Origin of the sequence: Herbaspirillum frisingense GSF30 (genome assembly GCF_000300975.2) — a bacterium.
GTDB classification, from domain to species: domain Bacteria; phylum Pseudomonadota; class Gammaproteobacteria; order Burkholderiales; family Burkholderiaceae_D; genus Herbaspirillum; species Herbaspirillum frisingense.
In genome coordinates this window covers 1-15656 of the sequence record NZ_AEEC02000012.1, presented here as the reverse complement: position 1 = coordinate 15656, position 15656 = coordinate 1, and the positions used below count along the sequence as shown (strand labels likewise).

18 protein-coding genes are annotated in these 15656 nt (G+C 61.5%); 2 read left to right on the top strand and 16 right to left on the bottom strand.

Annotated elements, in window-relative coordinates; genetic code table 11:
• Positions 1–4: 4 nt before the first annotated feature.
• From HFRIS_RS10320 to phaC, 13 genes are all read right to left on the bottom strand, one after another.
• A complete protein-coding gene (locus HFRIS_RS10320) occupies positions 5–370 on the bottom strand; it encodes a response regulator (protein ID WP_006463269.1) in 366 nt (121 codons plus the stop codon).
• Positions 371–500: 130 nt separating this feature from the next.
• On the bottom strand, positions 501–1055 hold the full coding sequence (locus tag HFRIS_RS10315; protein WP_006463268.1) for a hypothetical protein: 555 nt from the start codon (positions 1053–1055) through the stop codon (positions 501–503).
• A 72-nt stretch (positions 1056–1127) separates the two neighbouring features.
• On the bottom strand, positions 1128–2066 hold the full coding sequence (gene motB / locus HFRIS_RS10310) for a flagellar motor protein MotB (protein ID WP_006463267.1): 939 nt from the start codon (positions 2064–2066) through the stop codon (positions 1128–1130).
• A gap of 66 nt (positions 2067–2132) precedes the next feature.
• The gene (motA, locus tag HFRIS_RS10305) at positions 2133–2993 is read right to left on the bottom strand and encodes a flagellar motor stator protein MotA (protein ID WP_006463266.1); all 861 of its coding nucleotides are present in this window, start codon (positions 2991–2993) and stop codon (positions 2133–2135) included.
• A 175-nt stretch (positions 2994–3168) separates the two neighbouring features.
• Complete coding sequence (locus HFRIS_RS10300) at positions 3169–3963, bottom strand: class I SAM-dependent methyltransferase (protein WP_006463265.1); 795 nt, start codon at positions 3961–3963, stop codon at positions 3169–3171.
• A gap of 103 nt (positions 3964–4066) precedes the next feature.
• Positions 4067–4678, bottom strand: coding sequence for a flagellar transcriptional regulator FlhC (gene flhC / locus HFRIS_RS10295; protein WP_039875244.1), 612 nt, complete (start codon positions 4676–4678; stop codon positions 4067–4069).
• A gap of 174 nt (positions 4679–4852) precedes the next feature.
• The gene (flhD, locus tag HFRIS_RS10290) at positions 4853–5170 is read right to left on the bottom strand and encodes a flagellar transcriptional regulator FlhD (protein ID WP_006463263.1); all 318 of its coding nucleotides are present in this window, start codon (positions 5168–5170) and stop codon (positions 4853–4855) included.
• A 668-nt stretch (positions 5171–5838) separates the two neighbouring features.
• The gene (locus HFRIS_RS10285; RefSeq protein WP_039875242.1) at positions 5839–7017 is read right to left on the bottom strand and encodes a cystathionine beta-lyase; all 1179 of its coding nucleotides are present in this window, start codon (positions 7015–7017) and stop codon (positions 5839–5841) included.
• 134 nt (positions 7018–7151) lie between these two features.
• Complete coding sequence (locus HFRIS_RS10280) at positions 7152–7562, bottom strand: hypothetical protein (protein ID WP_039875280.1); 411 nt, start codon at positions 7560–7562, stop codon at positions 7152–7154.
• A 17-nt stretch (positions 7563–7579) separates the two neighbouring features.
• Positions 7580–8956 carry a 30S ribosomal protein S12 methylthiotransferase RimO gene (gene rimO / locus HFRIS_RS10275; protein WP_006463260.1) on the bottom strand — a complete coding sequence of 459 codons (1377 nt, stop codon included), beginning with the start codon at positions 8954–8956 and terminating at the stop codon, positions 7580–7582.
• 196 nt (positions 8957–9152) lie between these two features.
• The gene (gene phaR / locus HFRIS_RS10270; RefSeq protein WP_006463259.1) at positions 9153–9719 is read right to left on the bottom strand and encodes a polyhydroxyalkanoate synthesis repressor PhaR; all 567 of its coding nucleotides are present in this window, start codon (positions 9717–9719) and stop codon (positions 9153–9155) included.
• A gap of 307 nt (positions 9720–10026) precedes the next feature.
• A complete protein-coding gene (locus tag HFRIS_RS10265) occupies positions 10027–10767 on the bottom strand; it encodes a 3-ketoacyl-ACP reductase (RefSeq protein WP_006463258.1) in 741 nt (246 codons plus the stop codon).
• A 253-nt stretch (positions 10768–11020) separates the two neighbouring features.
• Positions 11021–12847, bottom strand: a complete 1827-nt coding sequence (gene phaC, locus HFRIS_RS10260) for a class I poly(R)-hydroxyalkanoic acid synthase (protein WP_006463257.1) — start codon at positions 12845–12847, stop codon at positions 11021–11023.
• 57 nt (positions 12848–12904) lie between these two features.
• Between phaC and HFRIS_RS10255 the strand changes: the two genes are divergently transcribed.
• Positions 12905–13168 (top strand): hypothetical protein, encoded by a 264-nt coding sequence (locus HFRIS_RS10255; protein WP_006463256.1) that lies wholly within the window; start codon positions 12905–12907, stop codon positions 13166–13168.
• Positions 13169–13321: 153 nt separating this feature from the next.
• On the opposite strand, the gene HFRIS_RS24770 is transcribed toward HFRIS_RS10255, so the two are convergent.
• Positions 13322–13579, bottom strand: coding sequence for a hypothetical protein (locus HFRIS_RS24770; protein ID WP_006463255.1), 258 nt, complete (start codon positions 13577–13579; stop codon positions 13322–13324).
• Positions 13567–14352 carry a sulfite exporter TauE/SafE family protein gene (locus HFRIS_RS10250; protein ID WP_006463254.1) on the bottom strand — a complete coding sequence of 262 codons (786 nt, stop codon included), beginning with the start codon at positions 14350–14352 and terminating at the stop codon, positions 13567–13569. The genes HFRIS_RS24770 and HFRIS_RS10250 overlap by 13 nt, the downstream gene beginning before the upstream one ends.
• A 187-nt stretch (positions 14353–14539) precedes the next feature.
• Between HFRIS_RS10250 and HFRIS_RS10245 the strand changes: the two genes are divergently transcribed.
• Positions 14540–15433 (top strand): LysR substrate-binding domain-containing protein, encoded by an 894-nt coding sequence (locus HFRIS_RS10245; protein WP_006463253.1) that lies wholly within the window; start codon positions 14540–14542, stop codon positions 15431–15433.
• Positions 15434–15459: 26 nt separating this feature from the next.
• Here the strand turns inward: HFRIS_RS10245 and HFRIS_RS10240 are convergent.
• Positions 15460–15656: laccase domain-containing protein (locus tag HFRIS_RS10240; RefSeq protein WP_006463252.1), on the bottom strand; the 197-nt coding region annotated here is incomplete at its 5' end.

The following is a 15656-nucleotide window of genomic DNA, read 5'->3' as shown; positions in this document are numbered from 1 at the left end:
AAGATCAGCCGATCACCTTGCGCACTACCTCGGTCAGGCGCTGCGGGTCGAAGGGCTTGACCAGCCAGCCATTGGCGCCGGCCGCCTTGCCCTTGGCCTTCATCTCGTCACTGAACTCGGTGGTCAGCATCAGGATCGGCACCCGCGCATAGCTGGTCAGCTCGCGCAGTGAGCGGATCAGGGTCAGGCCATCCATGCGTGGCATGTTCTGGTCGGTCAGGACCAGGTCGAAGGTATGCGTCTTGGCCTTTTCCAGCGCGTCCACGCCGTCAACCGCTTCGGTCACGTTGTAACCCGCAGCCTTCAGACTGAATACCACCATCTGGCGCAGTGACCCGGAATCATCTACTGCGAGAATCGTTTTGGACATCGTTACTCCCTGTTTCTTCAATAAGGCTCATGCGCATGTGCATTATGCCGCAGCTCCGGCCGCCGACCTATTGCCCTGCGCCCGGCCGGAATGACCTAGTTCAATCTTGACCCACTCAGCCCGCAAAGGCTTAGAACAACTCGATATCGCCGCTTTCCATGCGTGTCTGGCGCACCGCTTTCCACAGCCCGGTGTCGAGCACGGTCAGCCGTTCCTCCATCGCCTGCACGGTGCTGGCCAGCAGCTCCCTGAGTTCCTCGTCGGTCTGCCCCTGCTCCGGCACGATCTCGAAACTGTTGGCGCTCAACACCCCCAGCGCTTCACGCAGGCCGATCACGCGCCGCACGATACGCTCCAGCAGCTGGCTGGTCATGTCCTGGAACTGCAGACCGGTGACCGCCGCGTTCACATGGTGGCTGACCTGCGCCTGGGTCGCCTTGAGCTGTTCGATACTCTCGCTGTCGAACTCGCCCGTGCCATTCATCAGTCCCTCGAGGATGGTCTGCTGGGTCTGCACAGAACGGTGCAGCTCCATGAAACTGGTACCCAGCTTGCCGATGGCTTCGCCCAGAAGGATGTTGGTCTGGACCAGGTCCGACTCCACTTCCGTCAATTGGCGGCTGCCGCCGCTGGCAGTATCGAGCAACAAGCGCTTGAGCTCCTGCAGCATGGTCTTGGTCGGCATATCCAGCTCTCTTCCCCTGTTCAGTTGGAACACTTCTGCTTCAATGGCAAATCCCCGCCCGTCACGCCTGCCTCAGTTCTTGGGCGGCGCGGTCAAACCCTGCTGAATGTCGTCGTCGCTGGCGTCGGTGGGCACGTTCAGCGAGCCACTATCCTTCTCGACCAGTTCCTCGGCCTTCTTGTTCATGACGATGATGCTGATGCGACGGTTGATGGGGTTGAACGGATCTTCCTTGTCCAGCAGCACCGCCGAGGACAGGCCCACCACCCGCAGCACCTTGGATTCGTCCATGCCACCGGTGATCAGCTCGCGGCGCGATGCATTGGCGCGGTCGGCCGACAGTTCCCAGTTGCTGTAGCCCTTCTCGCCACGGGAATACGGCGTGGCATCGGTATGCCCGGACAGGCTGATCTTGTTGGGGACATCGTTCAGGGTGCGCCCGATCTCGTGCAGGATTTCCTTCGTATAGGGCTGCAACTGGGCGCTGGCCAGGGCGAACATGGGGCGGTTCTTCTCGTCCACGATCTGGATGCGCAGGCCTTCAGAGGTGATGTCGATCAACAGCTGGTTCTTGAACTGCTTCAGGGTCGGATTGGAATCGATGGCCTTTTCCAGGCGCGACTTCAGCTGTTCCAGGCGCGAGCGCTCGGCCTTCTCCAGTTCCTGCTGGGCCTGCTTGAGGGTCTGCTTGCGAGTGACCACATCGTTCTCGCCCTTGCGCAACTGGCCGTCCTGGCGGGTCAGGTCCTTGCCGCCGCCTGGCAGCACCGTATTGGCGTCGCCGCTACCGGAGCCGCCGGCCATGGCGACCTTCAGCGGTGTCTTGAAATATTCGGCGATACCGTTCAGGTCGCCCTTGGCGGTCGAACCCAGCAGCCACATCAGCAGGAAGAACGCCATCATCGCAGTCACGAAGTCGGCGTACGCGATCTTCCAGGCGCCGCCGTGGTGACCACCGCCGCCCTTCTTGATCCGCTTAACGATTATGGGACGTAGCCCTTCGTCGGCCATGCCTTACTCCTGCTCAATGCTGATGTCTGTGTGAATCGATGCGCGTACCATCCGCCAACGGCAGGATTACTTGCTCTTGGCCTGCTTGACGTGCTCTTCCAGTTCCAGGAAGGTCGGACGCTCGGTCGAGAACAGGACCTTGCGGCCGAATTCGATCGACAGCGCCGGCGCGTAGCCATTCAGGCTGGCCAGCAGCGTCACCTTCACGCACTGGTAGATCTTGGTCGATTCGTGCAGCTTCTGTTCCAGCAGGCTGGACAGCGGGCCCACGAAACCGTAGGCCAGCAGAATACCGAGGAAGGTACCCACCAGCGCGTGCGCAATAAGCATACCCAGCTCGGACGGCGGAATACCCACCGATTCCATGGTGTGCACCACCCCCATCACCGCGGCCACGATACCGAAGGCCGGCATACCGTCACCCAGCTTGGCGATGCAGTGCACCGGAATCTCACCCTCGTGGTGGTGGGTCTCGATTTCGTTGTCCATCAGGTTTTCGATCTGGAACGCATCCATGTTGCCCGACACCATCAGGCGCAGGTAGTCGGTCATGAACTCGATGAGGTGATGGTCGGCCAGCACGCCGGGGTACTTGCTGAAGATGGGGCTGCTTTCCGGCTCTTCGATGTCACCTTCGATGGACATCAGGCCTTCCTTGCGAGACTTGGTCAGGATCTCGAACAGCAGCGCCATCAGCTCCATGTACAGCGCCTTAGTGTAGGTCGAGCCCTTGAGGACGGTCGGCAAGGCCTTCATCGTGGCCTTGATCGCCTTGCCGTTGTTACCCACCAGGAACGCGCCACCGGCGGCGCCGCCGATCATCAGCAGTTCAAGTGGCTGAAACAGCGCCCCCAGATGGCCGCCGGACAGGGCAAAGCCGCCGAAGACGGAGCCCATGACAATGACATATCCGATAATGACTAACAAAGTGCCTGCTCCCGTCCCAGTGGCGTTGCATGTATTTTCACGTTCGTCAGATTACAGGTATTCCAATCAAGCAAATGAGGGAATACATATCCGAAAAACGCCCTTCCTTTTCGATTTACGGCTCAATCCGGGCAAACTTGATACGTCGCGTCTCGCATTGCGTCACTTTATGCGCTCACATGCGCCAGCCATGCAGCACCGGCCCGCCCCCCTCGGGCTGGATCACCAGGTCCGGCGTGGTCCCCGGAATATGGAATTCGTAGCTCAGTAACAGCGTCCCCGGCCGCATTTCGGCCCGGGCCTTGTGCCACAGGGCCAGCATGGCGGCTGGCGAAAGATAGGCGAACACCACGTCATACTCTGCGAAATCGAGCAACAGATAATCGCCCCGCACGAAGCGGCAGCGATTGCCCGCCAGCGCCGCGCGCAGGCGGCTCACCAGCCAGGGCAAGGGCGCGATCTCGATGCCGGTGAATTCACTTTCTGGCCGACGATGCGAAAGATCCAGCACCGCGCCACCCAGGCCGCTGCCGATATCCATGAAGCGGATCGCCCGTCCCTGGGGCAACAAGGCGGCCACCGCATCCCAGGCATTGCGGCCGGAGGGATAGAACGGCACCTGGCTGCGGAAGGTGGACCAGAACAGCACCAGCATGAACAGGAATACCGCCAGGAACAGCCAGGGCGGCAATTGCAGCCGCCCTACCAGCAGCGCCGCCAGCGGGAACACCAGCAGGATCAGCCACCACCACACGGCCATGCGGCGCAGACGTGCCAGCAGCGCGGCAATCGCACCGTGCAGCACGGAGGTTTGCAAGGGAGAAAAGGGAGAAAGACCGGCGCGCTGGCACAGCACGTCGATCACGTTGGCGCCCACCAGGCCCAACACGAACAGCAGCAAGGCCTGGATCGCCGGCGCCTGCAGCAGTGGCCTGCGGCGGGCGCCGGGGTGGTTCTCTAGGTCAGACATCTAGACAATCGGCCTCATTCTTCCTGGCAGAGTAGCGGCGCCACTGTCACGGTCAAGCGGCCGAACCGCGACCGCATCGACAGCGATGGCGCAGCACTGCGGATCAGGCAACGGCCGCCAGCACCGGCTCGGCGACCATCGGGGCGGAGGCTGCCACCGGCAGGGCTTCCACCAGACCCATGACCACCGCATCCTTGGCCTTCTTGGTCTTGCCAGCACGCGAAGGCATGTGGCACAGGCCGCACAGATAGTCCTGATGCAGGTCCAGGCGATGCACCACGAAGTGGCCGCCGCACTTGCAGCAGGGCGTGGTCATGAGCATCTTGCTTTCGAAGAAGCGTACCAGCGTCCAGGCCCGCGTGAGCGAGAGCACCGGCTCGCCAGCATCGCTCTGACCGACCTGTTCCAGATAGAGCTTGTAGGCCTTCATCACGGCTTCGATGCCGCTGATGCGGGCATGCTCCACCAGATAGCGGTGCACGTTGATGAACAGCGACGAATGGATATTGGGCTGCCAGGTGATGAACCAGTCCGTCGAGAACGGCAGCATGCCCTTGGGCGGCGAGACGCCCTTCAATTCCTTGTACAGCTTCAGCAGGCGCTCGCGCGACAGCGAAGTTTCCGATTCCAGCAACTGGAGGCGCGCCCCCAGGTTGATCAGTTCAATGGCCAACTGAATTTCCTGCGCCTCTGTGACAACGCTCTTTTTAGCCATGGTGCTACCCCCCGGTGATTTCGTAGTGACACTGCCTGCCCCCTCTCCATGTGCACAAGGCAGATGGACATCAGGCTGCAAATCCAAGACACAAACTCATTAACTGCTACGGTACGTCTTCCCCTCCGGCGCATTGACCCCTGCCCGCGCCGGTCCTGCTCTTGTCTTGTTGTTTTACGAAATTTGTTCGCTGGGCTGACAGGCCATCAGGATGGCCGCATGCGACTGGGCCAGGCTTTTGTCCTTGTTGTAATTGGTGAGCATGCCGAGGATGGCACCATCGTCGAAACGGAAGCGCGTCAACATCATGTTGGTCGCGGCCAGTTTCATGATCTGGGCATTGGACAAACCCTCGATCAGATCGGCGATCTCTGCGCTGATACCCAGCCGGAAGATTGCGGTCGGCTTGTCCTGACGGATCATCTGCTGTGCCAGCATCAGATAGCTCAGGTTGGCATCGCGGATCTCCGCCATCATGTCGTTGGTATTCATTTGCACCCCACCTCGGTAAGAACTCCATACTGCTCTGTGCTGCTCTCGGCTGCATTGAGCTGCTTACAATCGCTTACATTTACTTGACTGCAAGCCAATTCTGAGGGGGGGCGGACAGGCGGGAAATTAGACTTGATCGGTATTTTTCGTCCGAAACAAAACCAACAGGCTTGTCAGACTTTGTCTTACAAGAAGACCTATTTCGCCTGCAGTTTTGATGCCAGGGAAATGAACAGCCAGAGTCCTTGCGACTTCCGGCGACAATCAGGAATTTCCTGATCAAAAGGTTTCTTGACCGAAATGGCTCAACAAAATTGACACCAAAGCAACAAAATAAATTGTAAATTTTGGCGGTTTTCTTGTGCCATGTTGCTGTGTAACGACTAGCTCAGCCGCATTTCTTCTTCGACTGCCGAGCTAAACTGTAGTTTCCTTCAACACGGGGCCGCAGAAAAATTGCAATGTTTTACGCGGTCTGACATCTTTTGCGCCACTGGACGAGAAAATGCGAAGCGGCCCAGCGGTATGAGGATGCCGTATCAAGAATGACTAGCATTTTATGACCGCCTCCTTCGCACCAAAACGAGAAACAGAGGCAACATTTACCTTTATTCAATTTCTGGACGGCAAACTCGGTGCAGACGCACCGCGCCGGGTTGGCTCGACGCTTACATGCGTGCCAGGGCCTGTTCGATATCGGCGATGAGATCTTCCGGCGCCTCCAGGCCGATGTTGAAGCGCACCAGCTGCCCTTCTCGCATCCAGTCCCGACGCATGCCCCGCATCCGGTATGGCACGCACAGGCTGTGTGCACCGCCCCAGCTGTAGCCGATCTTGAACAGGCGCAGGCTGTCGACAAAGCGGTCGGTCTGCTCTTCCACGTAGCGCGGATCGAAGATCACCGAGAACAGGCCGCCTGCGCCGGTGAAGTCCCGCTTCCAGTGCGCATGGCCAGGGCATTCCTCGAAGGCCGGGTGCAGCACCGAGACGATCTCCGGACGCTGCTTCAACCACGTCGCCACCTTGCGCGCGGCCGCATCGTGCGCCTCGAAGCGCAGGCGCATCGACGACAGGCTGCGCAGCACCAGATAGACGTCGTCCATGCCCACGCCGAACCCCAGGCGCATGTGCGCCAGCTCCAGCTTTTCATTGAGGGCCTGGTCGCGCACCACCACCGCGCCCATCAGCACATCAGAACCACCGGACTGGTACTTGGTGACGGCTTGCATGACGATGTCCACGCCATGCTCGAAGGCCTTGAAGGCCAGGCCGGCGGACCAGGTATTGTCGATCGCCACCAGCACGCCCCTGGCGTGGGCCGCCCGGCACAGCGCCGGAATATCAGGCACTTCCATCGATACCGAACCCGGTGCCTCGGTCCACACCAGACGGGTATTGGGCATGATCAGGTCGGCCAGACCCTCACCGATCATCGGGTCATAGAATCGCGCCGTGATCTGGAAATCACGCTCCAGCCACTGGCCCAGGTCCTTGCTGGGCCCGTAGACGTTGTCCGGCAGGAGCACATCGTCGCCACTCTTGAGGAACGCAAAGTTGACCATGGCGATGGCGGCCAGCCCGCTGGGCGTAACACGACAGTAATTGCCGCCCTCGATCTCGGCCAGCCGGGCCTCCAGCACGAAACTGGTGGGCGTGCCGTGCAGGCCATAGGTATAGCCCAGCTTTTCGCGCCAGTCGCGCGAGCGCATCGCCTCGACGTTGGGGAATACCACCGTGGAAGCGTGATGGATGCCCACCGGGAAGGCCTCGAAACCGTCAGGGGCGCGATAGCTGCTGTGGATAAGGGAAGTTTGCGGCGTGAGAGAAGTCTCTTTGGGGTCGGACACGATTCTGCCTCTGAAAACGAGACGCGCAGCGAAGGGCTGCGCGCAAAGGCATCACTATACGCGCAGCCTGCCGACACCGAAAGCCGGCGTCAGCAAATCACGCGATCAAGGGTTCGGAGACGATCAGCCCGGCCTCAGGGCAGTTGCAACGCGAATGGCTTGGTGACGGCACCATCGGCACTGGACCAGGTACCGGTGATGGACTGGCCCTGCCGATGCCCTTCCCACTGGCCCGACACATCCTTGCCATTGACTGATTCTTCCATGATGAAATCATCGCCATCGACCTCACCGGCAACCAGGATGTCAGGCGATCCGCCGAAGAAGAAGTAACGCCCTTCCACGCCGTCCTCGTTCTTCTTCGGTTGCAGCGAAAGCTGCATGTCGCGCCCGTCGATCTGGCCACGCAGCACCAGCGCATGGGTCATCAGCAGCTGTTGCAGCGAACCCTCCGGAGCGCTGGCGGCCGGTCCTGGCCTGGCGGCCCAGGTCGATGCCGGCATGAGGACCGAGCAGGACAGCGCCGCCACCAGCAGGCTGCGCATCAGCAAACGCTGCGCCTTCACTCGGCCGCGCCCCACAGGTCGTGAGCATCGGCAGCGGTGATGCGCACGTCCACGAACTGGCCCACTTCCAGCTTGCGATGCGGCTCGAAAGGTGGCTTCACATAGACCACGCCGTCGATTTCCGGGGCATCGGAATAGGTGCGGCCGGTACCGCCGTTACGGTCCACCTCGTCGATCAGCACGCGCAGTGTCTTGCCGACCTTGGCCTGCAGGCGCTTCTTGGAAATCTCTTCCTGCAATTGCATGACACGGCCGCGACGTTCTTCGCGCACTTCTTCCGGGACCGGATTGGCGATCTCGTTGGCGGTCGCGCCTTCCACCGGCGAATAGGCAAAGCAGCCCAGGCGATCGATCTCGGCTTCCTTGAGGAAGTCCAGCAGATATTCGAACTCCGCTTCGGTCTCGCCAGGGAAGCCGGCGATGAAGGTGGAACGGATCGTGAGGTCCGGACACATGGCGCGCCAGGCCTGGATGCGTTCGATGTTCTTTTCGCCGTTGGCCGGGCGCTTCATGCGCTTGAGCACATCCGGATGAGCATGCTGCAGCGGCACGTCCAGGTAAGGCAGGATCTTGCCTTCGGCCATCAACGGGATGATGTGGTCAACGTGCGGATACGGATAGACATAGTGCAGGCGCACCCAGGCACCGTACTGCTGGGCCAGCTCACCCAGCGCACCGACCAGCTGGGTCATGTGGGTCTTGATCGGCTTGCCGTTCCAGAAGCCGGTACGGAACTTCACATCCACACCATAGGCACTGGTGTCCTGCGAGATCACCAGCAATTCCTTGACGCCGGCCTTGAACAGGTTCTCGGCCTCCAGCATCACGTCGGCGATGGGACGCGAGACCAGGTCCCCGCGCATGGAAGGAATGATGCAGAAGCTGCAGCGGTGGTTGCAGCCTTCGGAAATCTTCAGGTAGGCGAAATGCTTGGGCGTGAGCTTGACGCCCTGCGGCGGCACCAGGTCGATGAAGGGGGCATGGGGCTTGGGCAGGTGCTTGTGTACCGCCTGCATCACCTCGCCCACCGCGTGCGGACCGGTCACTTCCAAGACCTTGGGGTGAATCTTCTGGATGATGTCGTCGCCCTCGGCGTCCTTCTTGGCGCCCAGGCAGCCGGTGACGATCACCTTGCCATTTTCGCTGAGCGCCTCGCCGATGGCATCCAGCGACTCCTGCACGGCAGCATCGATGAAACCGCAGGTATTGACGATCACCAGATCGGCGCCGTCGTAGGACTTGGCGGTGTCATAGCCTTCGGCCCGCAACTGGGTCAGGATCTGTTCGGAATCGACCAGTGCCTTCGGGCAGCCGAGGGAGACGAAACCGACCTTGGGCAGGGCCGGGCTGGCGGGAGAGGATGGGTTGGACATGGCAGATGGCTCAATGAGACGGGCCGCAAGCGGCCGAAAATACGGGAAAAAGCGAAAAATGCTTTAAAAATCAGGGCGCTATTGTACATGGTCCGCTCATTTGCGCCTGTTTTCGGGTCATGACCGCCCTGGCAGCCCAGAAAAGCGAAACGGCCCACGCGGGGCCGTCGGGTCGGGCAACTTTTGTTCCGGCTGCTTACTTCTTCTGTTCCGGCGGGGTACCGGTGGCGCCGAAGGGGAAGGTGCCGAACATGTTCTTGGTCTGGCTCTGCATCTGCTCCTGCATCTGGATGAACAGGTTCTTGCTCTGCTCGATGTAGTTGCTCATCATGCCCTGCATCATCGGCCCCTGCACGTTCATGAACTGGGTCCACATCTCCGGGCTGAAGGGCTTGCCTTCGTAGAAGCCCTTGGAATTTTCGGCCAGCTTGTTCTGGATATCGATGAAGGTCTGGATGTTCTTTTCCAGATAGTTGCCCATCATGCCCTGCATGGCATGGCCGTAGTAGCGGATGATCTGCGACAGGGCACCGCTGGAGAACATCGGGACACCGTGCGACTCTTCTTCCAGGATGATCTGCAGCAGGATGCTGCGGGTGAGGTCATCGCCGCTCTTGGCGTCGACCACGGTGAATTCCTCATTGTCCAGCACCAGCTGCTTGACGTCGGTCAAGGTGATGTAGGAACTGGTCTGGGTGTCGTAAAGACGGCGGTTGGGGTACTTCTTGATCAAGCGGTCTGCCGAATTTTTTGCAGTAGTCATCTGAAGTCCAGTCTCTCTCATTGCAGCCGTTGGCCGGCCTTGGTTTGCAGCGGTGCGGGCCGTTTCGATGCGCTCCCGACCCGCGGGCGTCCGGGACATTGATGCTGTCCTCTCCTTGCTTCTTCTACTGTGATGCAGCTTGCGTCGTCCTCGCGACGCGGTCGCGGTCCTTTTGCAGGGCAGCAACGCAAGCCATTATAGGGGGGAAGACGCACAATGGGGAGCCCGATCGTGCAGTGCGGAGAAATTCTCCGCCGATGGCCGCAGCAGAGGCAGGCGGACAACCTGCCTGCTGCAGCAAAGGACATCAGCCCATGTACAGGCCGCCGTTGAGGGAGAAGTCCGAACCGGTCGCGTAACCGCCCTCGGAAGAGGCGATCCAGGCCACGATGGAGGCGATTTCCTCCGGCTCGCCCAGACGCTTGACGGGGATGCCGGAGACGATCTTCTCCAGCACTTCCGGGCGGATGGCGCGCACCATGTCGGTACCGACATAGCCCGGCGAGACGGTGTTGACGGTCACGCCCTTGGTTGCCACTTCCTGCGCCAGCGCCATGGTGAAGCCGTGGATGCCGGCCTTGGCGGTGGAATAGTTGGTCTGGCCGAACTGGCCCTTCTGGCCGTTCACCGACGAGATATTGACGATACGACCGAAACCGCGCTCGCACATGCCTTCGATGACCTGTTTGGTGACGTTGAAGAGCGAATTGAGGTTGGTGTCGATGACCGCATCCCAGTCGGCCTTGCTCATCTTGCGGAACTGGCCGTCGCGGGTGATGCCGGCGTTGTTGACCAGCACGTCCACTTCACCGATCTCGGCGCGCACCTTTTCGAACGCCGCCTTGGTGGATTCCCAGTCAGAGACGTTGCCTTCAGAGGCATGGATGTCGAAGCCGTGGCCGCGCATGGTGGCCAGCCAGGTATCCTTGCGGGTGGAATTGGGGCCGCAGCCGGCCACCACGGTGTAGCCGTCCTTGCACAGACGGGTGCAGATGGCGGTCCCGATGCCGCCCATGCCACCGGTCACATATGCGATACGCTTGCTCATTTGCTGCCTCCTATTGGATGGTGATTATTGGGGTTCCAACTGCTGCCTGTTACCCCTGTTTCGGGTCTGCTTTGCACCGCATTGGTCGGGAGGCCGGGTCTTGCCTGGCTTCCCCGTATTGGTCTGGCCGATGCCGCCGCGGATGCGACGCCGGTCGTCTCTCTCTGTCGGCGGCTCCGGTCTGCCGGATCACCGCCCTCTTTTCATCATCGCCGCCGACTTCTGGGCCTCCCCTGGCCGGCTGGCTGATCCTTCAGGCCACCAACTGGTCGGCCTTGACCTTGACATAGCGGCCCGGGGCCGGCTCGATGTGCTTGTAGCGGGTCGAACCCGGCGCCTTGGGCGCGGCCACCTTGCGTCCGCCATGCTTGGCCAGGAAGGCCGCCCACTCGCCCCACCAGCTGCCGGGATGCTCGGTGGCGCCGGCCAGCCAGGTATCGGCATCGGCGCCGGCACGGGCCTTGTCGTTGGTCCAGTAATTGCGCTTGTTCTTGGAGGCAGGATTGATCACGCCGGCAATGTGTCCCGACGCGCCCAGCACGAAACGGTTGTTGCTGCGTTTGCCGGCGTTGACCAAGTCCAGCGAGGCATAGGCGGATTTCCAGGGCACGATGTGATCATCACGCGAGGCATAGATGAAGGCCGGGGCGCTGATCTTGCGCAGGTCGATCTTCTCGCCGCCCACCGTCAGGCGGCCCGGTTCCTTGAGCGCATTCTCCAGGTACATATGCCGCAGGTAATAGCAGAACATCGGTCCGGGCAGGTTGGTGCTGTCGGCATTCCAGTACAGCAGGTCGAAGGCGCTGGGCTTTTCGCCCTTGAGGTAATTGGATTCGACGTAGTTCCACAGCAGGTCGTTGGGACGCAGGCTGGAGAAGGCGCTGGCAAAATCGCGCCCGGCCATCAGGCCGCGCTGGCCGATCATCTGCTCGCGCAGGGCCAGTTGCATCTCGTCGATATAGACGTCGATGGCACCGGTGTCGGAGAAATCAAGGAAGGTGGTCAACAGCGTCAGGCTGGCCACCGGGTCTTCGCCACGGGCGGCCAAGAGCGCCAGCGCGCAGGACAGCAGCGTGCCGCCCACACAGAACCCGAGGGCATTGATCTGCGGCTGCTTGCTGATTTCCTGGACGATGTGGATGGAACGTGCCACGGCATCATCGACGTAATTGTCCCAGGTCGCTGCCTCCACCGCCTCGTCGGCATTGCGCCAGGAAATGAGGAACACAGTGTGTCCCTGCTCCACCGTGTAGCGCACCAGCGAATTCTGCGGCTGCAGGTCGAGGATGTAGAACTTGTTGATGCAGGGCGGCACGATCAGTAGCGGCACCGCATGCACGGTCTTGGTCAGCGGCTTGTACTGGATCAGCTGGAACAGCTCGTTCTCGAAGACCACCGAACCCTCGCTGGCGCCGACGTCACGCCCCACTTCGAAGGCGGTCTCGTCGGTCTGCGAGACATGGCCCTTCTGCAGGTCGGCCAGCAATTGAGCGATGCCCTTGGTGAGACTCTCGCCGCGGGTCTCGATGATCTTTTGCTGGGCCACCGGATTGGTCGCCAGGAAGTTGGCCGGCGACATCGCATCAATCATCTGCTGCACTGCAAAACGTAATTTGTGCCGCACCTTATCGGTGCCCTTGACCGCATCGGCCATGGCCAGCAGGAAGCGCGAATTGAGCTGGTAGGCCGCCGCCTGGAACGCGAAGTAGGGATGCTCCTGCCAGGCCGGTGCCGACAGGCGGCGATCGGTGATGGTCGGCGCCTTGGCCGACAGCATCGACTGCCACAGTTCGCCGAACTCGCGGGTGTATTCCTGCTGCAGGCGGACCGCATCGGCGGGGTCGAGCGTGGCGCCCATGTCGCCCAACTGCCTGGCCAGCAGTGTCGGATCGATCTGACCTGCACCGGGCGGCATGCCTGCCATGCCGGCCATATTGGGCATGGGCGGCAGATGCGACCTGAATTGCTCGAACTGGGATTGGAATTGGGACTGCAGCGAGGTCCAGAACTTCGGATCGGACATCTGTGCCAGCCACGCGGATACATCGGGAGAGGGTTGCTGCGGATTCTGCTTGTTCATGCTCGGATCTGCAATTTTCGCGTATCTTTACGGTTTGTCTCGAAGCGCCATCTCACCATGTATATCGTCGCTATCGCATGGCTCTACGTCGTCTTCATGATGTCGATCACCGAACAGTCAGCGATTGCCGGCATCGCCACTTTCCTGCTGTACGGGATAATTCCCCTGACCATCGTTTTATACCTGATGGGTACGCCGCAACGCAAGCGGAATCGTCAAAATATGAAGAAATTGGCAGCGACCCGCAAGGAAGACTTGGAACATGACAGTTCCGTGAAACGCGAGTCCGGGTCCGAGCCAGAGGACCGTCACCCTTCCTGAAAAGACTTGACGGCCACTCAATCCGGCGAACAGGAAAACTTAGAAAATGGCAGGCCGCACGCACCATCATCGTGAACCCGCGCGCTATACGGCACACAGGTTTGCGCAGTGCATCATGGGAGCGGACTGCACCGAAAACCTCAGTCCTGGCACTCAGCGCCTGCGGGAACGACGCAGGGCAATCGGTCGGTAACACGGCTTGAGGACGGCCAGCATGTCACGCAGGACGGCCGAGCCTCGCCACGGTGGCGAGACATAGGCCATACGTAACTTCAATCCTTGACTGTCACGTAACTCACAATCAAGCATGGCAATCATGCAGCCATCCAGCCAGGCATAGACATGCACTTCGCCGGGCAACTTCTGCTTCGGCCCCTCGATCCGCCAGGTCGGTGAGGTCATCGCCACCATGGCGCCAGCTCGGTGATGTGCCAGGCCAGATGGAGACCCAGCAGCAGCAAGCCGATGAAAAAGGCGCGCCGGAAGCTGGCTGCACGGACCATGCCGCGCACCCGGGTGCCGATAGCCATGCCCAGCAAAGCCGGCACCAGCACCACCAGCGAGGCCCAGCCTACGCCACCGCTAAAGGCTCCACCCTGCCCCAGGTTGACGGCCAACGCCAGGGTGGAGACCGTGAAGGACAAGCCCAGCGCCTGGATCAACTGATCGCGCTGCAAGCCCAGCGCCTGCAGATACGGGACAGCGGGAATCACGAACACACCGGTGGCCGCCGTCACCAGCCCGGTCAATAGCCCGATGACGGGCGACCACCAGCGCTCCCGCCCGGGCCGTACGCTCGGCGTCCACGCCGCCAGTCCGGCGATGGCATACAGCATCAGTGCCAGGCCCAGGATGACAATGGCATGGCGGCCACCGTCCACTCCCATCAGACCGCTCCCTGCCAGCGTACCCACCACGATGCCGGCCAGCATGCCCCACAGGCGGCGGGCCAGCGCCAGGAAGGCGCCGCCGCTGGCCAGCTGCCAGCCATTGGTGACCATCGACGGCAGGATCAGCAAGGCCGCCGCCTGTACCGGCGACATCACCAGGCTCAGCAAACCGATCGCCACCGTCGGCAAGCCCAGGCCGATCACGCCCTTGACGAAGCCGGCCAGCAGGAACACCGCCAGGCTCGCGGCCAGGACGGTGGCATTCATATCGAGGAAGGAAAACAGGCTGGGCATGGCGAAAGGAGAAGTCGAAGGTGCTTGCTACAAGGCGTTCAGTCTGCCAGCCTCGGTCGGCTCTGCAAATGTGGAATACACTTAGGCAGCCTTCGGCCTGGCCGAAGGCACAATCCGGCTGCCTGCCCCATTTTGCCTGTTGTGGACCTGCGCCCCTCCCCACACTCCACACCACGCCCTACACACCATGAGCAACCGATTCGAACTATCCGACCTGCGCCTGTTCCTGTACGTGGTCGAGAGTGGCAGCATCACCGCCGGCGCCACCCGCGCCCATATGGCACTGGCATCGGCCAGCGCCCGCATCCGCAATATGGAGGACGCCCTGGGCACGCCCCTGCTGGAGCGCGGCCGACGCGGCGTGCAGACCACCGATGCCGGGCGCGCGCTGGCCCACCACGCACGCATGATGGCGCAGCAGATGGAACAGTTGCGCGACGAACTGGGCCAGTACGCGCAGGGCCTGAAGGGGCATATCCGGCTGCTGTGCAATACCTCGGCCATGACGGAATTCCTGCCGGAAGTGCTGGCACGCTTCCTGGCGCGGCATCCGCATACCGATATCGAACTGGAAGAAAAACTGAGCTACGAGGTGGTGCAGGCCGTGGTAGACGGGGTGGCCGATGTCGGCATCATCGCCGACTCCACCGACAGTGGCCCGCTGCAGACCTATCCGTTTCGCCAGGATCACCTGGTGGCCGTGCTATCGAAAAAGCATCCGCTGGCCCGCCGTAAGTCGCTGGCCTTCAGCGAGCTGCTGGGTGAGGATTTCGTCGGCCTGTCCGGCGACAGCGCCTTGCAACAGCATCTCTCGGGCCACGCCACACGGGCCGGCCGACGGCTGCAATACCGGGTCCGGCTGCGCAGCTTTGACGGCATCTGCCGCATGGTCGAGCATCAGGTAGGCGTGGCGGTGATACCGGAAACGGCGGCCCTGGCCAGCGCCGGCCACATGGATATCCGTGCCATCCCGCTCAGCGACGGCTGGAGCCGCCGCCAGTTGCTGATCTGCGTACGCGGACTGGAAGGCATGCCGGGGCATACGCGGGAGCTGATCCAGGCCTTGCAGCGCCATCCCTGACGGCGCGCAAAGCACGAGGACCGGAATTATTTCAGCCAGATCAGTGAGGCCATGCGGCCCGTGGTCTTGTCACGCCGGTAGGAGTAGAAGCGTTGGTCGGCGACCGTGCACAGACCACCGCCGCTGACGTCGTGCACCCCGACTGCGGCCAGGCGCTGGCGCGCCAGCTGGTAGATGTCGGCCAGGTACTTGCCGGGGCGACCGGGATAGTCGCGAAAGGCGG